The organism is Mesorhizobium sp. SP-1A (genome assembly GCF_032460275.1).
GTDB lineage: Bacteria > Pseudomonadota > Alphaproteobacteria > Rhizobiales > Rhizobiaceae > Mesorhizobium.
Genome location: NZ_JAVXZD010000004.1, coordinates 570,825 through 591,044, shown reverse-complemented (window position 1 = coordinate 591,044; position 20,220 = coordinate 570,825). Strand labels below are relative to the sequence as shown.

Here is a 20,220-nt window from a genome sequence, read left to right as displayed (position 1 = left end):
CCGATGCTTTCGCTCTACGGAAAGCAGCTTTCCTCGCGCCTGCTGCTCGGCACCGCGCAATATCCCTCGCCAGCCATATTGGCCGAAGCGGTGAAGGCGTCCGGCACCGCCCTCGTGACGGTCTCGCTGCGGCGCGAGGCCGCCGGCGGCAAGGACGGCGGCCGGTTCTGGGAGCTGATCCGCTCGCTCGGCGTCGCGGTTCTGCCCAACACCGCCGGCTGCCACACCGCCAGGGAGGCCGTCACCACGGCCATGATGGCGCGGGACGTGTTCGGCACCAATTGGATCAAGCTGGAAGTGATCGGCAATCACGACACGCTGCAACCCGACGTGTTCGAACTGGTGGAGGCGGCCCGTACGCTGGCCCGCGAGGGCTTCGCGGTGTTTCCCTACACCACGGACGATCTCGTCGTGGCCGAGAGGCTGCTGGACGCCGGCTGCGAGGTGCTGATGCCCTGGTGCGCGCCGATCGGCTCGGCCAAGGGGCCGCTGAATCCCGATGCGCTGCGCACCTTGCGCGGCCATTTCCCGGATGTGCCGCTGGTCGTCGATGCCGGTCTCGGCCGCCCGTCCCACGCCGCGACCGTCATGGAACTCGGCTTCGATGCCGTGCTGCTCAACACCGCTGTCGCCAAGGCCGGCGATCCGGCGGCGATGGCCGCCGCCTTCGCCGGGGCGGTAGAAGCAGGCCGGGCCGCCTGGCTTGCCGGCATGCTGGAGCCGCGCGACATGGCGGTGCCCTCCACGCCGGTGATCGGCAAGGCCGTATTCTCGTGAAGCTCGATCCGTTCTATCTCATCGTGGACAGCGCGGCCTGGGTCAGGCGGCTGGTGCCGCTGGGCGTCAGGCTGGTGCAATTGCGCATCAAGCAGATGCAGGACACGGAGCTACGCGCGGAAATCCGTGCGGCCAAGGCCACCTGCGCCCATTATGGCTGCCAGCTGATCGTCAACGACCACTGGCGGCTTGCCATCGAGGAAGGCTGCGACTTCGTGCATCTGGGTCAGGAAGACCTTGCCGCCGCCGACCTCGCCGCCATAAAACGGGCCGGGCTGAAGCTCGGCCTCAGCACGCACGACCATGCCGAACTGGAAATCGCGCTTGCGGCCAAGCCCGACTATATGGCGCTCGGTCCTGTCTACCCGACCATCCTGAAGAAGATGAAATGGGCGCCGCAGGGACTGGAACGCGTCGGCGAATGGAAACGCCGCGCGGCTTTCCTGCCGCTGGTCGCCATCGGCGGGCTCAATCCCGAACGGCTCGAAGGCGTCTTCACGGCCGGCGCGGACAGCGCGGCGGTGGTCACCGACATCACGCTCAGTCCCGATCCGGAAGCCCGCACCCGCGAATGGATCGGGCGCACCGCGCGATGGCGATGACCGATGAACCGCATGTGCTGATCGTCGCCGGTTCGGATTCCTCCGGCGGCGCCGGCATTGCCCGCGATATCGAGACCGTCTCGGCCTTCGGGCTGCGCGCCTGTCTTGCCGTCACGGCGGTGACGGTGCAGACCCATGAAGGCGTCTCGCATGTCGAACCGATGTTTCCGGACCTTGTTGCAGCCCAGATGCGGGCCGCGCTGACCGCCAACCGCGTCGGCGCGATCAAGATCGGCATGCTGGGCGGCGCCGACGCCATAGCCGCCGTAGCCGGCGTGCTGAAGGAACATGAGGGCATCCCGGTAATCCTCGATCCGGTGCTCGCCGCCACTTCCGGTCGGCCGTTGCTGCCGGTCGCCGCCATATCGGCGCTGCGGCGCGAACTCATGCCGCTCTGCGCCTTGGTCACGCCGAACCTGGACGAGTTGGCGATCCTGGCCGCCGACACGCCGGCGGCGGACGAAGCCATGTCGCTGGCACAGGCCCGCAGGCTCATGGAAGGCGGCGCACAAGCCGTGCTGGTGAAAGGCGGCCATGCATCCGGACCGCAAGCGACCGATCTTCTCCTGCGGTCGGGTTGCGCGCCCGTCAGCTTCGAGGCGCTCCGGCTGGACGGGCAAATGCGCGGCACAGGCTGCATGCTTGCCAGTGCCGTAGCCGCCTTGATGGCGCGCGGCGAGCCGATGGAGCAAAGCATCGGCCGCGCCAAGCAATATGTGTTCGATAAACTCGCCGCGCGGTCGAAGCCGATCCGCCCCGGACGGCGCTAGCCCCCTGCCCGGTGCAATTGCCGCGGCAACGTCTTGTCGCCGAAATCGATCGTTGAACGCCGCAGCACCTTGCCTTGCAAATCGACGGTCAGGCGCGCCCGGCGGTTGCCGTGAAAAAAGGTCAGGCGATATTCGCCCTCATGCTCGTCGACGCCGCGCTCGCACAGCGACGTTATCGCCTGGGTTTTCAGCAGTCCCGCCACGTCCGCAGGCCGGAGGCCGAGCAACTCGCCCAGCAGCCGTGCATCCACCACCAGCGCGCCCGCATCCAGCTCGACGCGGTCGGATCTGCCGTCGGCCTGTGCGGCGGGCTCGCTCACACCAGCCATGCGATGCAGACCATGCCGATAACGATCAGCACCAGCCCTCCGATCAGCATCGGCACGAGCGTGCTGTCCTGCGCCTCGGCGGATTGGACGGCAATCTGCGTCGCCTGTCGCTTGGCCTGTCCGGTCTCGTCCATCTTGCCATTCTCCTCGGTATCGGCCGATTTTCCGTGCATCCGTGCCATGGCGCGTACTGGTCCAGCGGTGCGTGTAAAAAGATGCATTCAGTATATATCTTTTATCGATCCTTATTGGAAGCCACGCGGGCTTGAAAAAGATACACCCGGAAGGCATCTTTCCACGCAACGGCGCGCGTGCGGCCGAAGGATTCCCGATGCGTCTGACCGATTTCTCTGACTATTCACTGCGGCTACTGATGTATGCGGCGAACCGGAGCGACCGGCTCATCACCATCGAGGAAACCGCCGATATCTACGGCATCTCGAAGGCGCATCTGATGAAGGTCGCAAACCAGCTTACCCGCGCCGGCTTCCTGAAAGCGGTGCGCGGCAGGTCGGGCGGCCTGACCCTGGCGCGGCCCGCGGAGCAGATCGGCCTCGGCGAGGTGCTGCGCGTGACCGAACCGGACTTCGCCCTCGTCGAGTGTTTCCGGACCGGCAATGGCTGCTTGCTCACGGCGCGCTGCCGGTTGCGCGGTCTGCTGGGCGAGGCCGTCGCCGCCTTCATAGCAACGCTGGACCGTTACACGCTCGCGGATCTGCTGCTCAGCCCGGAGGATTTCGGCATCAAGCCGGCGGCGTAGACGCAAAACCGGCAAGCCGCTCAGGCGTCGGACAACCGCCGCCCCGCAAGCTTCGCCTGCAACAGCACCACCGCAAGCAAGAACAGGCCGCGGATCACGGACTGCCAGTAGGCCGACAGCGAAATCCAGCCCATGCCGTTCTCGAAGTTCAACACGTTGAACAGGATGCCGAGCAGCAGCACGCCGGCAAGGGTCGTGCCGACCGAGCCGGAACCGCCGGTCAGCAAGGTGCCGCCCACGACCACGGCGGCGATGGCGAAGAGTTCCCACCCCACGCCTTCGATAGGCTGCCCGGCGCCGAATTGCGAGGCGAGGATCACGCCGGCAAGTCCCGCAAGTCCGCCGCTGGCCAGGTAGACGATGAACTTGATGCGCTCGGTGCGCAGGCCCATCAGCCGCGAGGCGTCCTCGCCGCCGCCGACGGCCAGCACCGCGCGCCCGGTGCTCGTCCAGTTCAGCACCACGGACCCGGCGATATAGGCCGCCACCGCGATCAGCGCCGGGATCGGCAGCACCCACAGGCTCCCCTGCCCAATCGAAGTGAAGCCGCTGTCGTAGGAAACCGCGACCGTGCCGTTTCCGGCCAGGAGCAGCGCCACGCCGCGCGCCGCCAGCATGCTGGCCAAAGTGGCGATGAAGGGCATCATCCCGGCACGCGTCACCAGCAGCGCGTTGACGAGGCCGGCGGCGAGGCCCGCCCCCACCCCTGCGGCAAGCCCCGGCGCCCAGCCATAGGGGCTGGCCAGCGCCGCCGCCACGGACCCCAATGCCGCGACGGAGCCGACGGAAAGGTCGATGCCGCCGGTCATGATGACGAAGCACATGCCGAGCGCGACCAGCGCGAACATGGAATTGTAGCGCAGCACGCTCATCACGTTGAACAGGGAGAGGAACCGGTCGTAGCGCAGGAAGCCGAACAGCACCAGGGCCGCCAGCGCCACGATGACGCCGTAGGTGCCGATCATGCGGACGAGACGGGCCCTCTGCATCATGCCGCCCTGTTCTGCTGCTGGAGCCAGACGGCGAGCGCGATGATCGCGGCCTTGACGACCTGCGCCGCCGCGTCGGGCACCCCGTTTGCCAGCAGAGTGTAGCGCACCAGCTGGATCGTCAGCGCGCCGAGGAAGGTGCCGACGATGGTGGCCTTGCCGCCGCTGAGCAGCGTACCGCCGACGGCGACCGCCGCGATGGCGTCCAGTTCCATGTTGAGGCCCACGAGATTGGCGTCGCTGGAGGAATTGATGGCGATGACCACCAGCCCGGCCAGCCCCGCGCACAACCCGGAGATGGCGTAGACAGCGAGCTTGATCCCGGTCACCGGGATGCCCGCCAGCTCGGCCGCCTTCTCGTTACCGCCGACCGCCAGCACCCGCCGGCCGAAAGCCGTCTTGCGCAGCGCCCAGGCGGCTGCGACAACCATCGCCACCATGATGACGACCTGCGCGGGGATGCCGAACGGCCGCGCCAGGCCGATCCATTGGAATTCCGGCACGCGGAAGGTCTGGAGATTGCCGTTGGTCAGCACCTGCGCGATGCCGCGCCCGGCGATGAACAGCACCAGCGTCGCCACGATCGGCTGGATGCGGAAACGGGCCACCAGCCAGCCGTTGAACAGGCCGAGCAGCCCCGCCACCAGCACCGAGACGACCATCGCCACGGCGACGGCGAGATAGATGTTGGGAAAGGCGACGATCTGGCCCATGAAGATCATCGGCGCCAGCGCTCCCGAAATCGCCATCAGCGAGCCCACCGACAGGTCGATGCCGCCCGTGGCGATGACATAGGTCATGCCGATGGCCACCATGACGATGGTGCAGACCTGCGTGAGATTGACGTTCAGGGTCTGCAGGGTCGCGAAGTTGCGGGTGAAGGCAAGGTTGAAGGCGATCAGCAGCGCCAGCGCGATCAGCGTGCCGTAGCGCGACAGGAAGCCGAACAGGTCGAAGCCGCGCACCGGCGCGCGTTGCGAGGCCGCACCGGAACGGGCCATCTCGCTCATGCGCCGCTCTCCGCCGCAGCGCCGGGATCATCCGGGCCGGGCCGCGCAGGGCTGCCGCCGGCGCCGTGCGCCATGGCGGCGAGCACCTCGGCCTCCGTGGCCGCCTCGCCTTCCAGCTCGGCGACGCGCACGCCCTCGCGCAGCACGAAGATGCGGTCCGCCCCTTCCACGATCTCCTCCAGTTCGGACGAGATCATCAGCACGCCGAGCCCCTCGTCGGCAAACTGGCGGATGAGGCGCTGGATCTCGGCCTTGGCGCCGACATCGATGCCGCGCGTCGGCTCGTCGAGGATGAGCAGCCGCGGATCGGTCGCCAGCCAGCGCGCCAGCAGCACCTTCTGCTGGTTGCCGCCGGAAAGCTCGCGCACCTTCTGGTCCGGTCCCGCGCATTTGATGCCGAGTTCCCTGACGAAGCGCTCGACCACCCGCTGCTGGCGGACTTCGTCGACAACGCCGTTGCGCGTCATCTTCGGCAGCAGCGCCAGCGTCAGGTTTTCCGCCACGCTCATTTCCGGCACGATGCCCTCGGCCTTGCGGTCCTCGGTGCAGAAACCCATGCCGGCGGCGATGGCGTCGGCCGGGGCGTTCGGGCGGTAGGGCCTGCCCGCGTCGGTCATGTCGCCGGCACGCGGCCGCTCGACGCCGAAGACGAGCCGGGCCGTTTCGGTGCGGCCGGCGCCCAGCAGTCCGGCCAGGCCCGCGATCTCACCACGCCGCACGCCGAAGGAAACGTCCCGCACCGCCTCGCCGGCGGCAAGGCCTTTGGCGGAGAAGATCACCTCCCCGATCTTCGAGCGGTCGCGCGCGCCGAAGGCCGTGGCGTGCCCCTCGACGGAGGCGACGCTGCGCCCGAGCATGGCCGAGACCAGTTCGAGCTTGTCGATGTCCTTGATGTCGGCGCTGCGCACGGTGCGTCCGTCGCGCATGATGGTGACGCGGTCGCACACCTCGTAGAGCTCGTCCAGCTTGTGGCTGACGAAGACGACCGAAACGCCCTCCCGCTTCAGTTGCCGGATCACGCCGAACAGCACCGCCACCTCGCGCTCGTCCAGCGAGGAGGTCGGTTCGTCCATGATCACCAGCCGCGCCAAGAAGCCTGTGGCGCGGGCGATCGCCACCATCTGCTGGGTGGCGGTGTTGAAGTCGCCGAGCGGGCGGCGCACGTCGATGCGGATGGAGAAGCGGCTCAGCAGCCGCTCGGCCTCCTCGTGCATGGCCTTCCAGTCAAGCAGTCCGTAGCGGCGCTTTTCCCGCCCCAGGCATATGTTCTCGGTCACCGAGCGCAGCGGGACGAGGTTGATCTCCTGATAGATCGTGCTGATGCCGCTGGCCTGCGCCTGATGCGGCGAGCCGACCTCGAAGGGACGCCCTTCGAACGAGACCTCGCCGCCGTCCTTGCGGTAATAGCCGGTCAGCACCTTGATGAGCGTGGACTTGCCGGCGCCGTTCTGGCCGATCAGCGCGTGCACCTCGCCCGGCCGCACGGCAAGCGAGGCATCCGCCAGCGCCACCGTGCCGGCGAAATGCTTGGTCACGCCGCGCATTTGGAGCAGCATCCGGTCCATGGCGGATTCCCGTTCGGAACTCATGCGAAGGCTCCGCGCACCCGACCCGTCAGCAGCAGGCCGGACGCGCATCCTAGCCGCTCAGAAGGCGAGGGCGAAGTCCTTCTTCGCATTGCCGGCGTCGAAGAAATGGTCCTCGTTCTTGATGAAAGGCGCGATCTTCTTGCCGGCGGCATAATCGGCAAGCGTGGCGAACGACTTCGGCCCGAACAGCGGGCTACAGCCGCAGATCGCGCCGATCTTGCCGTCGATGATGGCCTGGACGCCGTCCTTCTCGCCGTCGATGGAGACGATCAGCACGTCCTTGCCGGCAACCTTGCCGGCCGCTTCGAGCGCCGCGATCGCGCCCAGCGCCATCTCGTCATTGTGCGCATAGATGATGTCGGCGTCCGGATGCGCCTGCAACAGCGTCTCGGCCACCTGCCGGCCCTTGTCGCGGGTGAAGTCGCCGTCCTGCGAAGCGACGATCTTGAAATCCGGATGCTTGGCGATGAAATCGTCGAAGCCCTTCTTGCGGTCGCGCGCGGCTGAGGCGCCGGTGGTGCCTTCCAGCTCGATGATCTTGGACTTGCCGTTGGCGTTCTTGACCAGCCACTCGCCGATGCGCGTCGCCTCCTCGATGAAGTCGGAGCCGATGAAGGTGACGTAATCCTCGCCGGGCTTGGCCATGGTGTGGTCGACGTCGCGGTCGATCAGGAACACCGGGATGCCCGCCGCCTTGGCAGCGAGGATGACCGGCACCAGCGGCTTGTCCTCGCGTGGCGGCAGGAAGATGGCGTCCACGCCCTGCGCGATCATCGAGTTGACGTCCGAAGCTTGCTTGGCGGCCGACGAAGCGGCGTCCGTATAGATGAGCTGGTGGCCGAGGCGCTTGGCCTCATCCTGCATGCTCTTGGTTTCGGCCAGCCGCCAGGGGTTGTTGCTCTCGGTCTGCGCGAAGCCGACCTTGTATTTGTCCTTCTTGGCCAGCGGCGGCAGTTCGGCAAAGGCGCGGGAAGCCAGCACGGCCGCGGCCGCACCGGCGGCCGAACCGATAAGCAGATTGCGACGTGTAATCATGGTGTCTCCTCCCAGAGTACGCGATGTCAGCCACGGTGCGTTCCCGCACCCTTTCATCCTTGACCAAGGATCGAGTTTAGTCAACTATTAGTTATAATTATTAGCTGCCGGATCCTGCGGTCGCGAAGCGCGCTGGCAATATGGCGCCGAAGATGCGATTTGGAGCGCCGGCAGTTGCCAGGAACAGAGCACGGGTACGGTGACAGGAATGGACGAGACCGCAGCCCCCAAGACCGCGAAACGGCGCAGCGCGCGCGGCGTGGACGGGGGCGGCCGCAACATCACCCGGCGCATCACCATGACCGACATCGCCCGCGAGGCCGGCTGCTCGCAGGCCACCGTCTCCTTCGTGCTGAACCGCACCGAGGGCATCAAGATTTCGCAGGCCACGCGCGACCGCGTCATCGAGGTCGCGCGCGCGCTCGGCTATGCGCCGGCCGCCCTCGCCCACCAGCAGCCGCAGCGCGCGCTCGGAACGGACGGGCTGATCGGTTTCGCCGTCGACCAGCTCGCCACCAGCCCCGAGGCGGTGGTCGCCATCGAAGGTGCGCGCCAGGCCGCCTGGGGCGCCGGCAACATCGTGCTGGTGGCGCAGACCATGTCCGATCCGGTGATGGAGCCGCGCACCATCCGCGCCCTGACCGCGCAGGGCATCGACGCGCTGATCTACATGGCCATCTTCACCCGCGAGATCGCGGCGCCGCAAATCCTCTACGAGCTGGACCGGCCGGTCATCCTGCTCAATTGCTACACCGCCGACCATGCCTTCCCGGCCGTGGTGCCGAGCGAGATCGCCGGCGGCCAGAAGGCGACCCGCCATCTCATCGAGCACGGCCACCGCCGCATCGGCACCATCCTCGGCGAGCCCTGGATGGACGCTGCGCAGGACCGCCTGCAGGGCTACAGGCGCGCGCTGGCCACCGCAGACATCCCCTTCGACCCGGAACTGGTGGTGCCGGGCGACTGGTCGGCCAGCGCAGGCTTCCACGGCACCCGGCAATTGCTCGCACTGAAGGAGCCCCCGACGGCGATATTCTGCCAGAACGACCGTACGGCGATCGGTTGCTACGAGGCTCTGAAGGAAGCGGGACTGCGCATTCCCGAGGACATTTCGGTGGTCGGCTATGACGACGAGGAAATTTCGCGGCATCTGCATCCCAAGCTGACCACCTCCGTGCTGCCGCATCGGGCGATGGGACAATGGGCGGTGGAACAGCTCGAACTGATGGAAAGCGCGCCCGACGCCTCCAGGAAGCGCCACCCGATCATCAAGCTCGAATGCCCGCTGGTCAGCCGCGAGTCGGTGGCGCCGCCGCGCCAGGCGTTGCTGGATCAATGAAGGGTGCCTTGATCGGGCCCGATCTTGGTGCTTCCTTTATGCCGGAACTCTGGGGAGGGGACCTATGCTGGTGGCTGAGCGCGTCAACGCCTTCATCACTGAGAATGCGGGCAAGGCTGTCTGCGACAATTGCATCGTGGAGGGTGTCGGGCTGACGACGCACGCTCACGCCACCCAGATCACGGCCGCGCTCGGAACGACCTCCGATTTCCGCCGCTGGCAGGGCAAATGCGACCTGTGCCGGAACGAACGCAAGGTGATCCGCGCGCTCTGATCGCGGCCGTCACTCCTCCGCCGCCTGCTCCGCATCGCTGGATTCGCGGGATCGCCGGACTTCCTGCTCGGCCTCGCTGCGCCGCACCAGCTCGTCGGACAGCAGGATGACGGGACGGCTGCTTTTCTCCAGCACGCTGGTCGCCGTTTCCCCGAACAGCAGTTCCTCTCCCGACCGCCGCGCCACGCCCATGACGATCACCGAAACATCCTTGGCCGATTGCCGGTAGATCGCATCGCCGGGAGCGCCCCTGGCACGAACCGACGTCTCGATTTCCACGCCGTAACGCTCGGCAAGCTGCACGATATCCTTCAGCACCGCCTCCTCGCGGCGGTGGGAAAGCGTCTCCGAGCGGCGCTGTTCGGCATTGCGCGACACATAAAGAACCCGCACGCGGGAGCGCTCGGTCCGTCCGATCGCCAGCGCCAGCTCGGCTCCGCGCCGGGAGATCTCGGTGCCGTTCACGGGCACCAGGATCGTGGAATCCGGTCCCAGTTCCGAGATCCGGCTGCGCGTGGCCTTGAGGACGAGGCAAAGCGGGCCGTCGAAGCCGGCCGCGAGTTCGTTGAGCCGCTTGGAGAAGCCGCCCTTGGCGGTCACCGATCGCGCCAGCCCCAGAATGAGGAGATCGTAGCCCTTGCGCGCCTCCTGGGCGACGGTGCGGCCCGATACCGGACCGTCGCTGCGGGAGGTCAGGTGGACCTTCTCGACCTTCGCGTCTTCCTTCTTTTCCACCGCCTCGGCGCTGGCCTTGGCCCCTCGCTTGACTTCCTCCAACTGGGTTCCGGCGCTCCCCGGCTCCTGCTCCGTGCGTTCGCTGGGGACGTGCAGCACGGTTGTCGGCATTCCGCCGCCGCCGCCGATCAGCCCCGCCAGATAGGAGGCGAACTTGCCGGTGACGCTGTCGTCCACGACGACGAGAAGCCTCTGGAGCCGCGCGACGAAGCCGCGCATATCCATCTCCTCGCGTTCGAGGCGTTCTTTTTCCTCGCTTTTCAGCGGCAGTCGGCGCAGCGCCCAGCGCAGCGTCGGCGGCATCGCCAGCGTGGTGATGACGGCCATGGTCACGACCATCGTATAGAGGGTGTGCGACAAAACGTTCATCGACAGGCCGATCGTCGCGACGATCACTTCCGTCGAGCCGCGCGCGTTCATGCCGCAGCCGACCGCCACGCCCTCGCTGCGCGTAAGGCCGGCAATCTCGGCGCCCAGGAAAGCACCGCTGAACTTGCCCAGGCTGGCGATCAGGACCAGGCCCGCGGTGAGGAGAGCCAATGTCGGATCGACGAGCACCGTCAGGTCGGCGGACAGCCCGGCCATGCCGAAGAACACCGGCATGAACAGCGCCGTGATGATGCCCCGCAACTGGCCTTCGATATGGTCGGAGAGGATCGGGGATTCGCCGACCAATATGCCGGCCACGAAGGCGCCGAGCACGGTGTGCACGCCGATGAAGTTGGTGATCAGCGCCATCACGCCCATGACGATGAGGATCACCGTGATGACCGCGAACTCGCTGCGGAAGGTATCGTTCGTCCAGCGGATCAGCGCGAACACGATGCGCCGGCCGAGCGTCAGGCTGAACAGCATGAAAACGCCGACACCGAGCACGATGCCGGCCAAATGCGTGATTTCCAGCCGGCCCTGGCTGGCGATACCCAGCGTGATCGCGATGATCACCCAGCCGATCGTGTCCTCGATGATCGCGGAGGAGACGATGACCTGCCCCAGGTTGCGGCGCATGAAGCCCATTTCGCGCACCACCATCGCCACGATCTTGACCGACGAGATGGATAGCGCGGTGCCGAGGAACAGGCCGGCCACGACCCGGTGGCTCTGCGCGGGCATCAGCGAATCGGGCAGGAACTGCGCCGCGGTGAAGCCCAGGGCGAACGGGATGACCACGCCCGAAGTGGATATGGAAAAACAGGCCGCGCCCACCTTGCGAACCAGCTTCAGGTCGGTTTCCATGCCCGTCAGCAGCAGCAGCATGAGGATGCCCAACTGCGAAACCGCATCGATCATGCTTTTCTGCTCGGGCACACTGGGGAACAGTGCGTGCTGCGCCGACGGCCACAGCCAGCCGAACAGGCTGGGACCGAGCAGGATGCCTGCAATAAGTTGCCCCATCACGGCCGGCTGGCCCATGCGCTCCAATAACTCGCCCAGGCCGCGCCCGGCCAGCAACAGGCAGATCAGCTGGGCGATGAAAACGCCCTCGCTCGCGCCGGCGCCCGCTCCGCCGGCGGCCCAGGCCAGCGCGGGATAGAGCGCCGCCGCCGCCGCAAGGGCAGCCGCCGCGCCGAACCGGTTCCGTTGTTGCAGGAAAGAAAAGCTCATGAAGCTGTCACCCGCCGCGTGGCACCTGCCATAACGACCGGGCCGGCATTGCGTTGCAACGACCGAAGCCTCCTCGGTTTTTCACCGGCCGGACGGCACAACCTATGCCTGCCGCTCAAGCGCGGTCAATGCCAGGGAACCGGGCTTGCGGACGGCAAAAGACAGGACCCCGAGCCGATTTGGATGCCGTTCGCCTTTTGGCTAAATCCGGGCCAGCCCACCGTCCGGATCGGAACCGCCCGAACCGGAGCCATCCGGCCCGGAACCGGCCGGGCTTTTCCTGCACCACGGACAGCGCTGCGCCGCGCGCGGCAGATAGCGCCGGCAGGAATTGCAGAATTGACGGGAACCTGAACGCATCGGACTTGCTCCATCGTGCGGGCTTCTGCGCCACGCGAATTGGCCGCGACTGACGGGAAGCGAGCAGACCCGCGGCACGGCGAAGGGATGCGTATCCAAGATGAAGGACTGCCGCTCCGGGGAAGCATGCCTGCTTTCCCGGCCCACTTCGACATTCCGACGTAGGCTTCCATGCACATGGCCGGCGTCTACCCGCCAATTGTCGCAAAACAAGGGCGTGCGCCTGCGACTGATGGCGCAGGCGAGTGCTTAAGTTAAAGCTCGAAAAGCAATCCGACATGTGCGATTCTCATGATGCTGATGCGATTCTCATGGGGGAAGCTCATGGGTTGCCAGTTGCAGTCTTCCGTCTGGACTCCAAGCCGAATGCGTGGGCGTCCGGACATCTCCTCCGAATTCAGTCACGTTCCGGGGGGTGTGGAAGATGTGCCGGATCGCGTCTCGATCAGCATTGAAATCACGCGGCAGCGCCTATCGACCGGGCCCGCGCGGCAGCGCTTTGGAAGGCTGCAATCCGCTCCCTGCAAGCTTCGACAAATTGCCACAGGAACTTTGTCTGCCTTGAGGGAACCACTCAGCTTGCCGACAGTTGAAGTCACACGGGCGACAGGCAACTTGGCCCGCCCGGTGCGAGGATGCCATGCACGGGAAAGAATCAGACGTCTTTGATCTATTTTCAGAGATCTACAAGAATGCCGCACAGGAGGAGATGAGCCTCCAGCACTATCTCCTTGCCTGCCGCGAAGACAAGTCGATGTACGCCTCCGCGCCGGAGCGCATGGTGGCGGCGATCGGCGAGCCGACATTGGTCGATACGAGCAAGGACGAGCGTCTGGGCCGGATCTTCGCCAACAAGACGATCAAGCTCTATTCCTCCTTTGCCGACTTTTACGGCATGGAAGACACGGTGGAGCGCATAGCCGGCTATTTCCGCTATGCGTCCCAAGGGTTGGAGGAGCGCAAGCAGATCCTCTATCTGCTCGGGCCTGTCGGCGGCGGCAAGTCCTCGCTTGCTGAGCGGCTGAAGAGCCTGATGGAGCAGCATCCGATATACACGCTCAAGGTCGGCGACCAGATCAGCCCGGTCTTCGAGTCGCCGCTCGGCCTGTTCGATCCCGAGCGCATGGCCGGGCTCCTGGAAGACAAATACGGCATCGCCCGGCGCCGGCTGAACGGCCTCATATCGCCATGGGCGCGCAAGCGGCTGGACGAGCTCGCCGGCGACATCTCCAAGTTTTCCGTCGTCAAGCTGCTGCCTTCGCGGCTGCGCCAGATCGGCATCGCCAAGACCGAGCCCGGCGACGAGAACAACCAGGATGTCTCCACCCTCGTCGGCAAGGTCGATATCCGGCAGCTGGAGAACTACAGCCAGTCCGATCCGGACGCCTATTCCTACAGCGGCGGCCTGAACAGGACCACGCAGGGGCTGCTCGAATTCGTCGAGATGTTCAAGGCCCCGATCAAGGTGCTGCACCCCTTGCTGACCGCCACGCAGGAAGGCAGCTACAACGGCACCGAGAATTTCGGCGCCTTCCCTTACCAGGGCATCATCGTCGCACACTCCAACGAATCCGAGTGGCAGCAGTTCAAGAACAACAAGAACAACGAGGCGTTCCTCGACCGTATCCTGGTGGTCAAGGTGCCCTACTGCCTGCGCATCACCGAGGAGCGGCAGATCTACGAGAAGCTGCTGCGCGAGAGCGAACTGGCCGACAGCCCCTGCGCTCCGGAAGTGCTCGACATTCTCAGCCGCTTCACCGTGTCGACCCGGCTTGCCGAACACGAGAACTCGCCGCTCTACACCAAGATGCGCGTCTATGACGGCGAAAACCTGAAGGAGACCGATCCCAAGGCCAAGTCGGTGCAGGAATATCGCGACGCCGCCGGCGTCGACGAAGGCATGACCGGCGTTTCCACGCGCTTCGCTTTCAAGATCCTGTCGCAGACCTTCAATTACGACACCAAGGAGGTCGCCGCCGATCCGGTGCATCTGATGTACATCCTGGAGCAGGCGATCAAGCGCGAGCAGTTCCCGAAGGAGACGGAAGCCGCCTATCTCGATTTCGTGAAGACGGAGCTGGCCGCCCGCTATGCCGAGTTCATCGGCCACGAGATCCAGAAGGCCTATCTGGAATCCTACAGCGAGTACGGCCAGAACCTGTTCGACCGCTACATCGCCTATGCGGACGCCTGGATCGAGGACCAGGACTACAAGGACCCGGACACCGGCCAGATCCTCAACCGCGAGATCCTCGACAACGAGCTGTCGCAGATCGAGAAGCCGGCGGGCATCGCCAATCCGAAGGACTTCCGCAACGAGGTGGTGAAGTTCACGCTGCGGGCGCGCGCGCGCAACAACGGGCGCAACCCGGCCTGGACCAGCTACGAGAAGCTGCGTGAGGTCATCGAGAAACGCATGTTCGGCCAGGTCGAGGACCTGCTGCCGGTCATCAGCTTCGGCTCCAAGCAGGACAGCGTGACGGAAAAGCGCCACACCGAATTCGTCCAGCGCATGGTGGACCGCGGCTATACCGAGCGGCAGGTGCGCCGGCTCGTGGACTGGTACATGCGGGTGAACAAGGCGGGCTGAGGGCCGACACCATATGCCGATCTTCATCGATCGACGTTTGAACCCGAGGGACAAGAGCCTCGGCAACCGTCAGCGTTTCCTGCGGCGCGCGCGCGAGGAACTCAAGCGCAACATCAGGGACCAGATCCGCACCGGCAAGATCGCCGAGGCCGATGCGGAACGGGCGGTGTCGATACCGCACAAGGGAACCGACGAGCCCCGCTTCGAGGAAGCCAGGAACAGCGGCGACCGCGATCTGGTCCTGCCCGGAAACCGCCAGTTCGCGCCGGGAGACCGCATTCCCAAGTCGGGTGGAGGGGCCGGCGCCGGCGGCTCCCGCCCCTCGAAACAGGATTCGGAGGACGATTTCCGCTTCGTTCTGTCGCGCGAGGAGGTGCTCGACCTGTTCTTCGAGGATCTGGAGCTGCCCGACATGGTCAAGCTCAACCTCAAGGAAATCCTGGCCTTTCGGCCGCGCCGCGCCGGCTTCACGGTCAGCGGCTCGCCCACCAACATCAATGTCGGGCGCACCATGCGCAACAGCCTCGGCCGCCGCATCGCCCTGAGGCGCCCCCGCCGCGCCGAGGTCGAGGACCTGCAGCGGCAGCTCGACGCCCTGGAGGCCGGCCCGCAGGATACCGCGGCGCGCCGGCAGATCGCGCTGCTGCAGGCGCGACTCGAGGAGCTGGAGCGGCGGCGCAGGCTGGTCGCCTATGTCGATCCCGTCGATATCCGCTTCAACCGCTTCGAGGCCGTGCCCGTCCCCAACGCCAGCGCGGTCATGTTCTGCCTCATGGACGTTTCCGGTTCCATGGGCGAGCGGGAGAAGGATCTGGCCAAGCGCTTCTTCGTGCTGTTGCACCTGTTCCTGAAGCGGCGCTACGAGCGCACCGAGATCGTCTTCATCCGCCATACCCACGAAGCGCAGGAAGTGGACGAGCAGACCTTCTTCTACAGCACCCAGAGCGGCGGCACCGTCGTCTCCACCGCGCTGGAGGAAATGCGCCGGGTCGTCGCCGAGCGCTACCCCTCCAACGAATGGAACATCTACGCCGCGCAGGCTTCGGACGGCGACAATTTCGTCACCGATTCGGAGCGCTGCATCTCCCTGCTCAACAGCGCGATCATGCCGCTCTGCCAGTATTTCGCCTATGTCGAGATCATCGACGAGCGCGAGAGCCACATCTTCGGCTCCACCGAGAACGGCACCTCGCTGTGGCGCGCCTACAGCGAGATCGAGGAGCAGTGGCCCAATTTCCAGATGACCCGCATTGCCAAGGCGGCCGACATCTATCCCGTGTTCCGGCGGCTGTTCACCAAGCAGCCGGCCTTGCAGAAAGGGTGAAGAAGGCGATGCGGACGGCCAGGCAGGCAAGCGGGCACGGCCTGCTTTTTTCGGGATCCGACTGGGATTTCAGGACCCTGTCGCGCGCCCACGACGCCATCGCAGAGGTGGCGATCGACGACCTCGGTCTGGACGTCTATCCCTCGCAGCTCGAGATCATAACTTCCGAGCAGATGCTGGACGCCTATGCGTCCGTGGGCATGCCGCTGATGTACCGTCATTGGTCCTTCGGCAAGCATTTCATCCATGAGGAGCTTCTTTACCGCAAGGGCGGCCGCGGACTGGCCTATGAGCTGGTCATCAACTCGAACCCCTGCATCGTCTATCTGATGGAGGAGAACACCATGGCCCTGCAGGCCCTGGTGACCGCCCACGCCGCCTTCGGCCACAACCATTTCTTCAAGAACAATTATCTGTTCCGCCAGTGGACGGATGCAGCCGCCATCCTTGGCTATCTCGACTTCGCCAAGAGCTACATCACCCATTGCGAAGAGCGGCATGGGCTTTCCGCTGTCGAATCCGTGCTGGATTCGGCACATGCCCTGATGGAGCAGGGCGTATTCCGCTACCGCAGGCCGCCGAAACTGTCGTCGGAGAAGCAGCGCGAAGGCCTGCGCGAACGGCTCGAATATGAGGAGCGCACCTTCAACGACCTGTGGCGCACCCTGCCCCGTTCGCATGACGACGACGAACGGGCCGACGAGAGCGAGGCCAAGGCGGCCGAACGCAAGAAGTCGCTCAAGCTGCCGGAGGAGAACCTTCTCTATTTCCTCGAGAAGAACAGCCTGATCCTGGAGCCCTGGCAGCGCGAGCTGCTCAGGATCGTGCGGGTGATCGCGCAGTATTTCTACCCGCAGCGCCAGACGCAGGTGATGAACGAGGGCTGCGCCACCTTCGTGCACTACACGATCATGAACACGCTTTTCGACCGGGGCCAGATCAGCGAAGGCACCATGCTCGAAATCCTGCGCAACCATTCGAACGTCGTCTTCCAGCCCTCCTTCGACGATCCGCGCTATTCGGGCATCAACCCCTACGCGCTCGGCCTCGACATGATGCAGGACATCCAGCGCATCTCGATGGAGCCCACGGCCGAGGACAAGGACTGGTTTCCCGATATCGCCGGCAACGGCGACTGGCGCGCGACGCTGCTCGACGCCTGGGCCAACCACCGCGACGAGTCCTTCATCCGGCAGTATCTCAGCCCGACCCTGATCCGCAAATGGCGCTTCTTCGTCCTTGGCGACAACGCCAGCGATTCGCACTACGAGGTCGGTCCGATCCACAACGAGCGCGGCTATGAGAAAGTCCGGTCCGCGCTGGCCCAGCGCTACGACATCGGCGCCACCCGGCCGAACATCCAGGTGGTGGACGTCGACCTGCTCGGCGACCGGACCCTGCGCCTCCAGCACGAGGTGAAGGACGGGATCCTGCTGGAGGAGGAAGGCTGCGCGGCCACCCTGCGCCATATCCGCAGGCTATGGGGCTACGAAGTCAGCCTGGTCGGGACCGACGCCGAGACCGGCGATCCGGTCTACGAGCGCTCCACCGACGGCGATTGAACGTCCCGCACGCCGAAGATAACTTAAGTTAACTTCGTGTTAAGAGTGTTGACGCTCCGACGGGGGCAATCCGCACGTTGTGCGAGTATCGTCGGCCGGCGCGATGCTATCAAGCGCCAGCCCGGGTGCCCGACTCGGGTGAGGGTCCGGTGGCCGAACCCAAGCCCCCTTGGCTGCCGGACCCGCCTGCTCCACGGAAGCAGGCGGGGATGTTCTTCGCGAAGATCGTTCTATCTGCGCTTGAACGCCTCGGCGAGGGCCGCGCCGAAAGCGCCTTGCGGCTGGTTCCCCGCGCCGGCCGGCGTGCCCTTGCGTTCGCCCTGTCGCGGGCTGCCGCCGGATTTGCCTTCCGCGCGCGCCGCCGGTTTCGCGCCCGAAGCACCGTCCTTGCGCATCGACAGGCCTATGCGCTTGCGCTTGGTGTCGACCTCGACCACGCGCACCTTGACCACGTCGCCGGCCTTGACCACCTCGTGCGCGTCCTTCACGAAACGGTCGGCGAGTTGCGACACATGCACCAGCCCGTCCTGGTGCACGCCGATATCGACGAATGCGCCGAACGCCGCGACATTGGTGACCGTCCCCTCCAGCAGCATGCCGGGCTTCAGGTCCTTGATGTCGTCCACGCCGTCGGCGAAAGCGGCCGTCCGGAAGCCGGGGCGCGGGTCGCGGCCGGGCTTCTCCAGTTCCGCGATGATGTCGCGCACCGTCGGCAGGCCGAAGCGCTCGTCCACGAACCGGCGCGGGTCGAGCACCTTCAGCGCCGCGCTGTCGCCCATCAGCGCGCGCACGTCGCGCCCGCAGGCCGCCACGATCTTCTTGGCCACGCCATAGGCTTCCGGATGCACGGCCGAGGCATCGAGCGGTTCCGCGCCGTTCGGGATGCGCAGGAAGCCCGCGCATTGCTCGAAGGTGCGCTGGCCGAGGCGCGCGACCTCCAGAAGCTTGCTCCGGCTGCCGAAGGGACCATTGGCGTTGCGGTGCGCCACGATCGCCTCGGCCAGCGAGGCTCCAAGGCCCGAAACCCGCGCCAGCAGCGAGGCCGAAGCCGTGTTGAGGTCGACGCCGACCGCGTTCACGGCATCCTCCACCACCGCGTCCAGCGCGCGCGCCAGCCTGAACTGGTCGACATCGTGCTGGTATTGCCCGACGCCGATGGATTTCGGCTCGATCTTGACCAGTTCAGCCAGCGGATCCTGCAGGCGCCGCGCGATCGACACCGCCCCGCGCAGCGACACGTCGAGATCGGGGAATTCCGCCGCCGCCGTCGCCGAGGCCGAATAGACCGAGGCGCCAGCCTCCGAGACGATCACCTTCAGCGGCTTGGGAGCCGGCATGTCGCCGAGCATTTCGGCCACCAGCTTCTCGGTTTCGCGGCTGCCGGTGCCGTTGCCGATCGCCACCAGTTCCACGCCATGCTTGCGGATCAGGGCGGAGAGCGTCGCCTGCGTGCCGCGCAGATCGTTCTTCGGCGGGAACGGATAGACCGTCGTCGTGTCCACCAGCTTGCCGGTACCGTCCACCACCGCGACCTTGACGCCGGTGCGGATGCCGGGATCGAGCCCCATGGTCGGCCGCGATCCGGCTGGCGCCGCGAGCAGCAGGTCTTTCAGGTTGCGGGCGAAGACATGGATCGCCTCCTCCTCGGCCCGCTCGCGCAGGTCGCGCATCAGGTCGAGGGTGAGATGCAGGTTCAGCTTCACGCGCCAGCTCCAGCCGGCCACCTCGGCAAGCCAGAGGTCGCCCGCAAGCTGCCGGCCGATGCCGTAGGCCTCCGCCACCATGCGCTCCGCCGGCTTGACCGGCGAGGCGTCGTCGGCGTCCAATTCGATGTCGAGCGCCAGCACCTCCTCGTTGCGGCCCCGCAACATGGCCAGCGCCCTGTGGCTCGGCACGCCGGCCCAGCGCTCGACATGGTCGAAATAGTCGGAGAACTTCGCGCCGGCCTCCTGCTTGCCGTCCACCACGCGCGAGCGCAGGAAGGCGCGGTCCTTCATATAGGCGCGCAGCCTGCCGACCAGATCGGCGTTCTCGGCGAACTGCTCGGCCAGGATGTCGCGCGCGCCCTCCAGCGCCGCCTTCACGTCCGGAACGTCGCCGGTGACATAGGCGGCGGCGAGTTCCGCCGGCACCGCCGCCCGGTCGGCCAGGATCGCCTCGGCCAGGGCACCAAGCCCCCTCTCGCGCGCGATCTCGGCCTTGGTGCGCCGCTTCGGCTTGTAGGGAAGATAGATGTCTTCCAGTTCCGCCTTGGTCGTCGCGGCGGCGATCCTCGCTTCCAGGTCCTCCGTCAGCTTTCCCTGCTCGCGGATGGAGCCGAGGATGGTGTCGCGCCGGGCATCCATCTCGCGCAGATAGGCAAGCCGCTCATCGAGCAGACGAAGCTGCGTGTCGTCCAGCCCGCCGGTGACTTCCTTGCGGTAGCGCGCAACGAAAGGCACCGTCGCGCCTTCGTCCAGCAGCCCGATCGCCGCGGCGGCCTGCTCCGGCCGCGCATTGATCTCGGCGGCGATGATCGTGGCGATTCGTTTGATGTCGGTGGCCATGGAAATCCCGGAATCGATGGATGG

The 20,220-nt window shown here is 66.1% G+C and carries 17 protein-coding genes; 9 read left to right on the top strand and 8 right to left on the bottom strand.

What is annotated here, in order from left to right; translation table 11 throughout:
- The first annotated feature begins 3 nt into the window (after positions 1-3).
- Genes QU595_RS21205 through QU595_RS21195 form a run of 3 tightly spaced genes read left to right on the top strand, consistent with a single transcriptional unit; the run spans position 4 to position 2,149 of the window.
- Positions 4-777 (top strand): thiazole synthase, encoded by a 774-nt coding sequence (locus QU595_RS21205; RefSeq protein WP_315925576.1) that lies wholly within the window; start codon positions 4-6, stop codon positions 775-777.
- On the top strand, positions 774-1,379 hold the full coding sequence (locus QU595_RS21200) for a thiamine phosphate synthase (protein ID WP_315925574.1): 606 nt from the start codon (positions 774-776) through the stop codon (positions 1,377-1,379). The genes QU595_RS21205 and QU595_RS21200 overlap by 4 nt, the downstream gene beginning before the upstream one ends.
- Positions 1,370-2,149, top strand: a complete 780-nt coding sequence (locus QU595_RS21195) for a hydroxymethylpyrimidine/phosphomethylpyrimidine kinase (RefSeq protein WP_315925572.1) — start codon at positions 1,370-1,372, stop codon at positions 2,147-2,149. Before QU595_RS21200 ends, QU595_RS21195 begins: the two co-directional genes overlap by 10 nt.
- Here the strand turns inward: QU595_RS21195 and QU595_RS21190 are convergent.
- Both QU595_RS21190 and QU595_RS21185 read right to left on the bottom strand, forming a co-directional pair.
- Positions 2,146-2,478: a DUF6522 family protein gene (locus tag QU595_RS21190; protein WP_315925569.1), complete on the bottom strand. Its 333-nt coding sequence runs from the start codon at positions 2,476-2,478 to the stop codon at positions 2,146-2,148. The two genes, QU595_RS21195 and QU595_RS21190, sit on opposite strands and share 4 nt — an antisense overlap.
- Positions 2,466-2,699 (bottom strand): hypothetical protein, encoded by a 234-nt coding sequence (locus tag QU595_RS21185; protein ID WP_315925567.1) that lies wholly within the window; start codon positions 2,697-2,699, stop codon positions 2,466-2,468. The genes QU595_RS21190 and QU595_RS21185 overlap by 13 nt, the downstream gene beginning before the upstream one ends.
- Before the next feature lie 110 nt (positions 2,700-2,809).
- On the opposite strand from QU595_RS21185, the gene QU595_RS21180 reads away from it, so the two are divergent.
- Complete coding sequence (locus tag QU595_RS21180) at positions 2,810-3,238, top strand: Rrf2 family transcriptional regulator (protein ID WP_315925565.1); 429 nt, start codon at positions 2,810-2,812, stop codon at positions 3,236-3,238.
- A 20-nt stretch (positions 3,239-3,258) separates the two neighbouring features.
- On the opposite strand, the gene QU595_RS21175 is transcribed toward QU595_RS21180, so the two are convergent.
- From QU595_RS21175 to QU595_RS21160, 4 genes are all read right to left on the bottom strand, one after another.
- Complete coding sequence (locus QU595_RS21175) at positions 3,259-4,227, bottom strand: ABC transporter permease (RefSeq protein WP_315925728.1); 969 nt, start codon at positions 4,225-4,227, stop codon at positions 3,259-3,261.
- On the bottom strand, positions 4,227-5,228 hold the full coding sequence (locus tag QU595_RS21170) for an ABC transporter permease (protein ID WP_410000548.1): 1,002 nt from the start codon (positions 5,226-5,228) through the stop codon (positions 4,227-4,229). The genes QU595_RS21175 and QU595_RS21170 overlap by 1 nt, the downstream gene beginning before the upstream one ends.
- 5 nt (positions 5,229-5,233) lie before the next feature.
- Positions 5,234-6,793 carry a sugar ABC transporter ATP-binding protein gene (locus QU595_RS21165; protein ID WP_410000547.1) on the bottom strand — a complete coding sequence of 520 codons (1,560 nt, stop codon included), beginning with the start codon at positions 6,791-6,793 and terminating at the stop codon, positions 5,234-5,236.
- Between the two features lie 90 nt (positions 6,794-6,883).
- Positions 6,884-7,861, bottom strand: coding sequence for an ABC transporter substrate-binding protein (locus QU595_RS21160; protein WP_315925559.1), 978 nt, complete (start codon positions 7,859-7,861; stop codon positions 6,884-6,886).
- 208 nt (positions 7,862-8,069) lie between these two features.
- Between QU595_RS21160 and QU595_RS21155 the strand changes: the two genes are divergently transcribed.
- Both QU595_RS21155 and QU595_RS21150 read left to right on the top strand, forming a co-directional pair.
- Positions 8,070-9,200: a LacI family DNA-binding transcriptional regulator gene (locus QU595_RS21155; RefSeq protein WP_315925557.1), complete on the top strand. Its 1,131-nt coding sequence runs from the start codon at positions 8,070-8,072 to the stop codon at positions 9,198-9,200.
- 64 nt (positions 9,201-9,264) lie between these two features.
- Complete coding sequence (locus tag QU595_RS21150; protein ID WP_315925555.1) at positions 9,265-9,474, top strand: hypothetical protein; 210 nt, start codon at positions 9,265-9,267, stop codon at positions 9,472-9,474.
- Between the two features lie 9 nt (positions 9,475-9,483).
- On the opposite strand, the gene QU595_RS21145 is transcribed toward QU595_RS21150, so the two are convergent.
- Positions 9,484-11,814 (bottom strand): cation:proton antiporter, encoded by a 2,331-nt coding sequence (locus tag QU595_RS21145; RefSeq protein ID WP_315925553.1) that lies wholly within the window; start codon positions 11,812-11,814, stop codon positions 9,484-9,486.
- 1,000 nt (positions 11,815-12,814) lie between these two features.
- Here QU595_RS21145 and QU595_RS21140 point away from each other — a divergent pair.
- Genes QU595_RS21140 through QU595_RS21130 form a run of 3 tightly spaced genes read left to right on the top strand, consistent with a single transcriptional unit; the run spans position 12,815 to position 17,650 of the window.
- Positions 12,815-14,764 (top strand): PrkA family serine protein kinase, encoded by a 1,950-nt coding sequence (locus tag QU595_RS21140; protein ID WP_315925552.1) that lies wholly within the window; start codon positions 12,815-12,817, stop codon positions 14,762-14,764.
- Between the two features lie 13 nt (positions 14,765-14,777).
- On the top strand, positions 14,778-16,088 hold the full coding sequence (locus QU595_RS21135; protein WP_315925550.1) for a YeaH/YhbH family protein: 1,311 nt from the start codon (positions 14,778-14,780) through the stop codon (positions 16,086-16,088).
- Positions 16,089-16,096: 8 nt separating this feature from the next.
- Positions 16,097-17,650, top strand: coding sequence for a SpoVR family protein (locus QU595_RS21130; protein WP_315925548.1), 1,554 nt, complete (start codon positions 16,097-16,099; stop codon positions 17,648-17,650).
- Between the two features lie 230 nt (positions 17,651-17,880).
- Here QU595_RS21130 and QU595_RS21125 read toward each other — a convergent pair whose 3' ends face one another.
- On the bottom strand, positions 17,881-20,196 hold the full coding sequence (locus QU595_RS21125) for a Tex family protein (RefSeq protein ID WP_315925546.1): 2,316 nt from the start codon (positions 20,194-20,196) through the stop codon (positions 17,881-17,883).
- Positions 20,197-20,220 lie beyond the last annotated feature (24 nt).

What these genes read in the sequence shown, in the direction of transcription:
- QU595_RS21205 (WP_315925576.1), top strand. Translation starts at nt 4, where the DNA reads ATGCTTTCGCTCTACGGAAAGCAGCTTTCCTCGCGCCTGCTGCTCGGC.
- QU595_RS21195 (WP_315925572.1), top strand. Translation starts at nt 1,370, where the DNA reads ATGGCGATGACCGATGAACCGCATGTGCTGATCGTCGCCGGTTCGGAT.
- QU595_RS21190 (WP_315925569.1), bottom strand. Translation starts at nt 2,478, where the DNA reads ATGGCTGGTGTGAGCGAGCCCGCCGCACAGGCCGACGGCAGATCCGAC.
- QU595_RS21185 (WP_315925567.1), bottom strand. Translation starts at nt 2,699, where the DNA reads ATGCATCTTTTTACACGCACCGCTGGACCAGTACGCGCCATGGCACGG.
- QU595_RS21180 (WP_315925565.1), top strand. Translation starts at nt 2,810, where the DNA reads ATGCGTCTGACCGATTTCTCTGACTATTCACTGCGGCTACTGATGTAT.
- QU595_RS21175 (WP_315925728.1), bottom strand. Translation starts at nt 4,227, where the DNA reads ATGCAGAGGGCCCGTCTCGTCCGCATGATCGGCACCTACGGCGTCATC.
- QU595_RS21170 (WP_410000548.1), bottom strand. Translation starts at nt 5,228, where the DNA reads ATGGCCCGTTCCGGTGCGGCCTCGCAACGCGCGCCGGTGCGCGGCTTC.
- QU595_RS21165 (WP_410000547.1), bottom strand. Translation starts at nt 6,793, where the DNA reads ATGCTGCTCCAAATGCGCGGCGTGACCAAGCATTTCGCCGGCACGGTG.
- QU595_RS21160 (WP_315925559.1), bottom strand. Translation starts at nt 7,861, where the DNA reads ATGATTACACGTCGCAATCTGCTTATCGGTTCGGCCGCCGGTGCGGCC.
- QU595_RS21155 (WP_315925557.1), top strand. Translation starts at nt 8,070, where the DNA reads ATGGACGAGACCGCAGCCCCCAAGACCGCGAAACGGCGCAGCGCGCGC.
- QU595_RS21150 (WP_315925555.1), top strand. Translation starts at nt 9,265, where the DNA reads ATGCTGGTGGCTGAGCGCGTCAACGCCTTCATCACTGAGAATGCGGGC.
- QU595_RS21145 (WP_315925553.1), bottom strand. Translation starts at nt 11,814, where the DNA reads ATGAGCTTTTCTTTCCTGCAACAACGGAACCGGTTCGGCGCGGCGGCT.
- QU595_RS21140 (WP_315925552.1), top strand. Translation starts at nt 12,815, where the DNA reads ATGCACGGGAAAGAATCAGACGTCTTTGATCTATTTTCAGAGATCTAC.
- QU595_RS21135 (WP_315925550.1), top strand. Translation starts at nt 14,778, where the DNA reads ATGCCGATCTTCATCGATCGACGTTTGAACCCGAGGGACAAGAGCCTC.
- QU595_RS21130 (WP_315925548.1), top strand. Translation starts at nt 16,097, where the DNA reads ATGCGGACGGCCAGGCAGGCAAGCGGGCACGGCCTGCTTTTTTCGGGA.
- QU595_RS21125 (WP_315925546.1), bottom strand. Translation starts at nt 20,196, where the DNA reads ATGGCCACCGACATCAAACGAATCGCCACGATCATCGCCGCCGAGATC.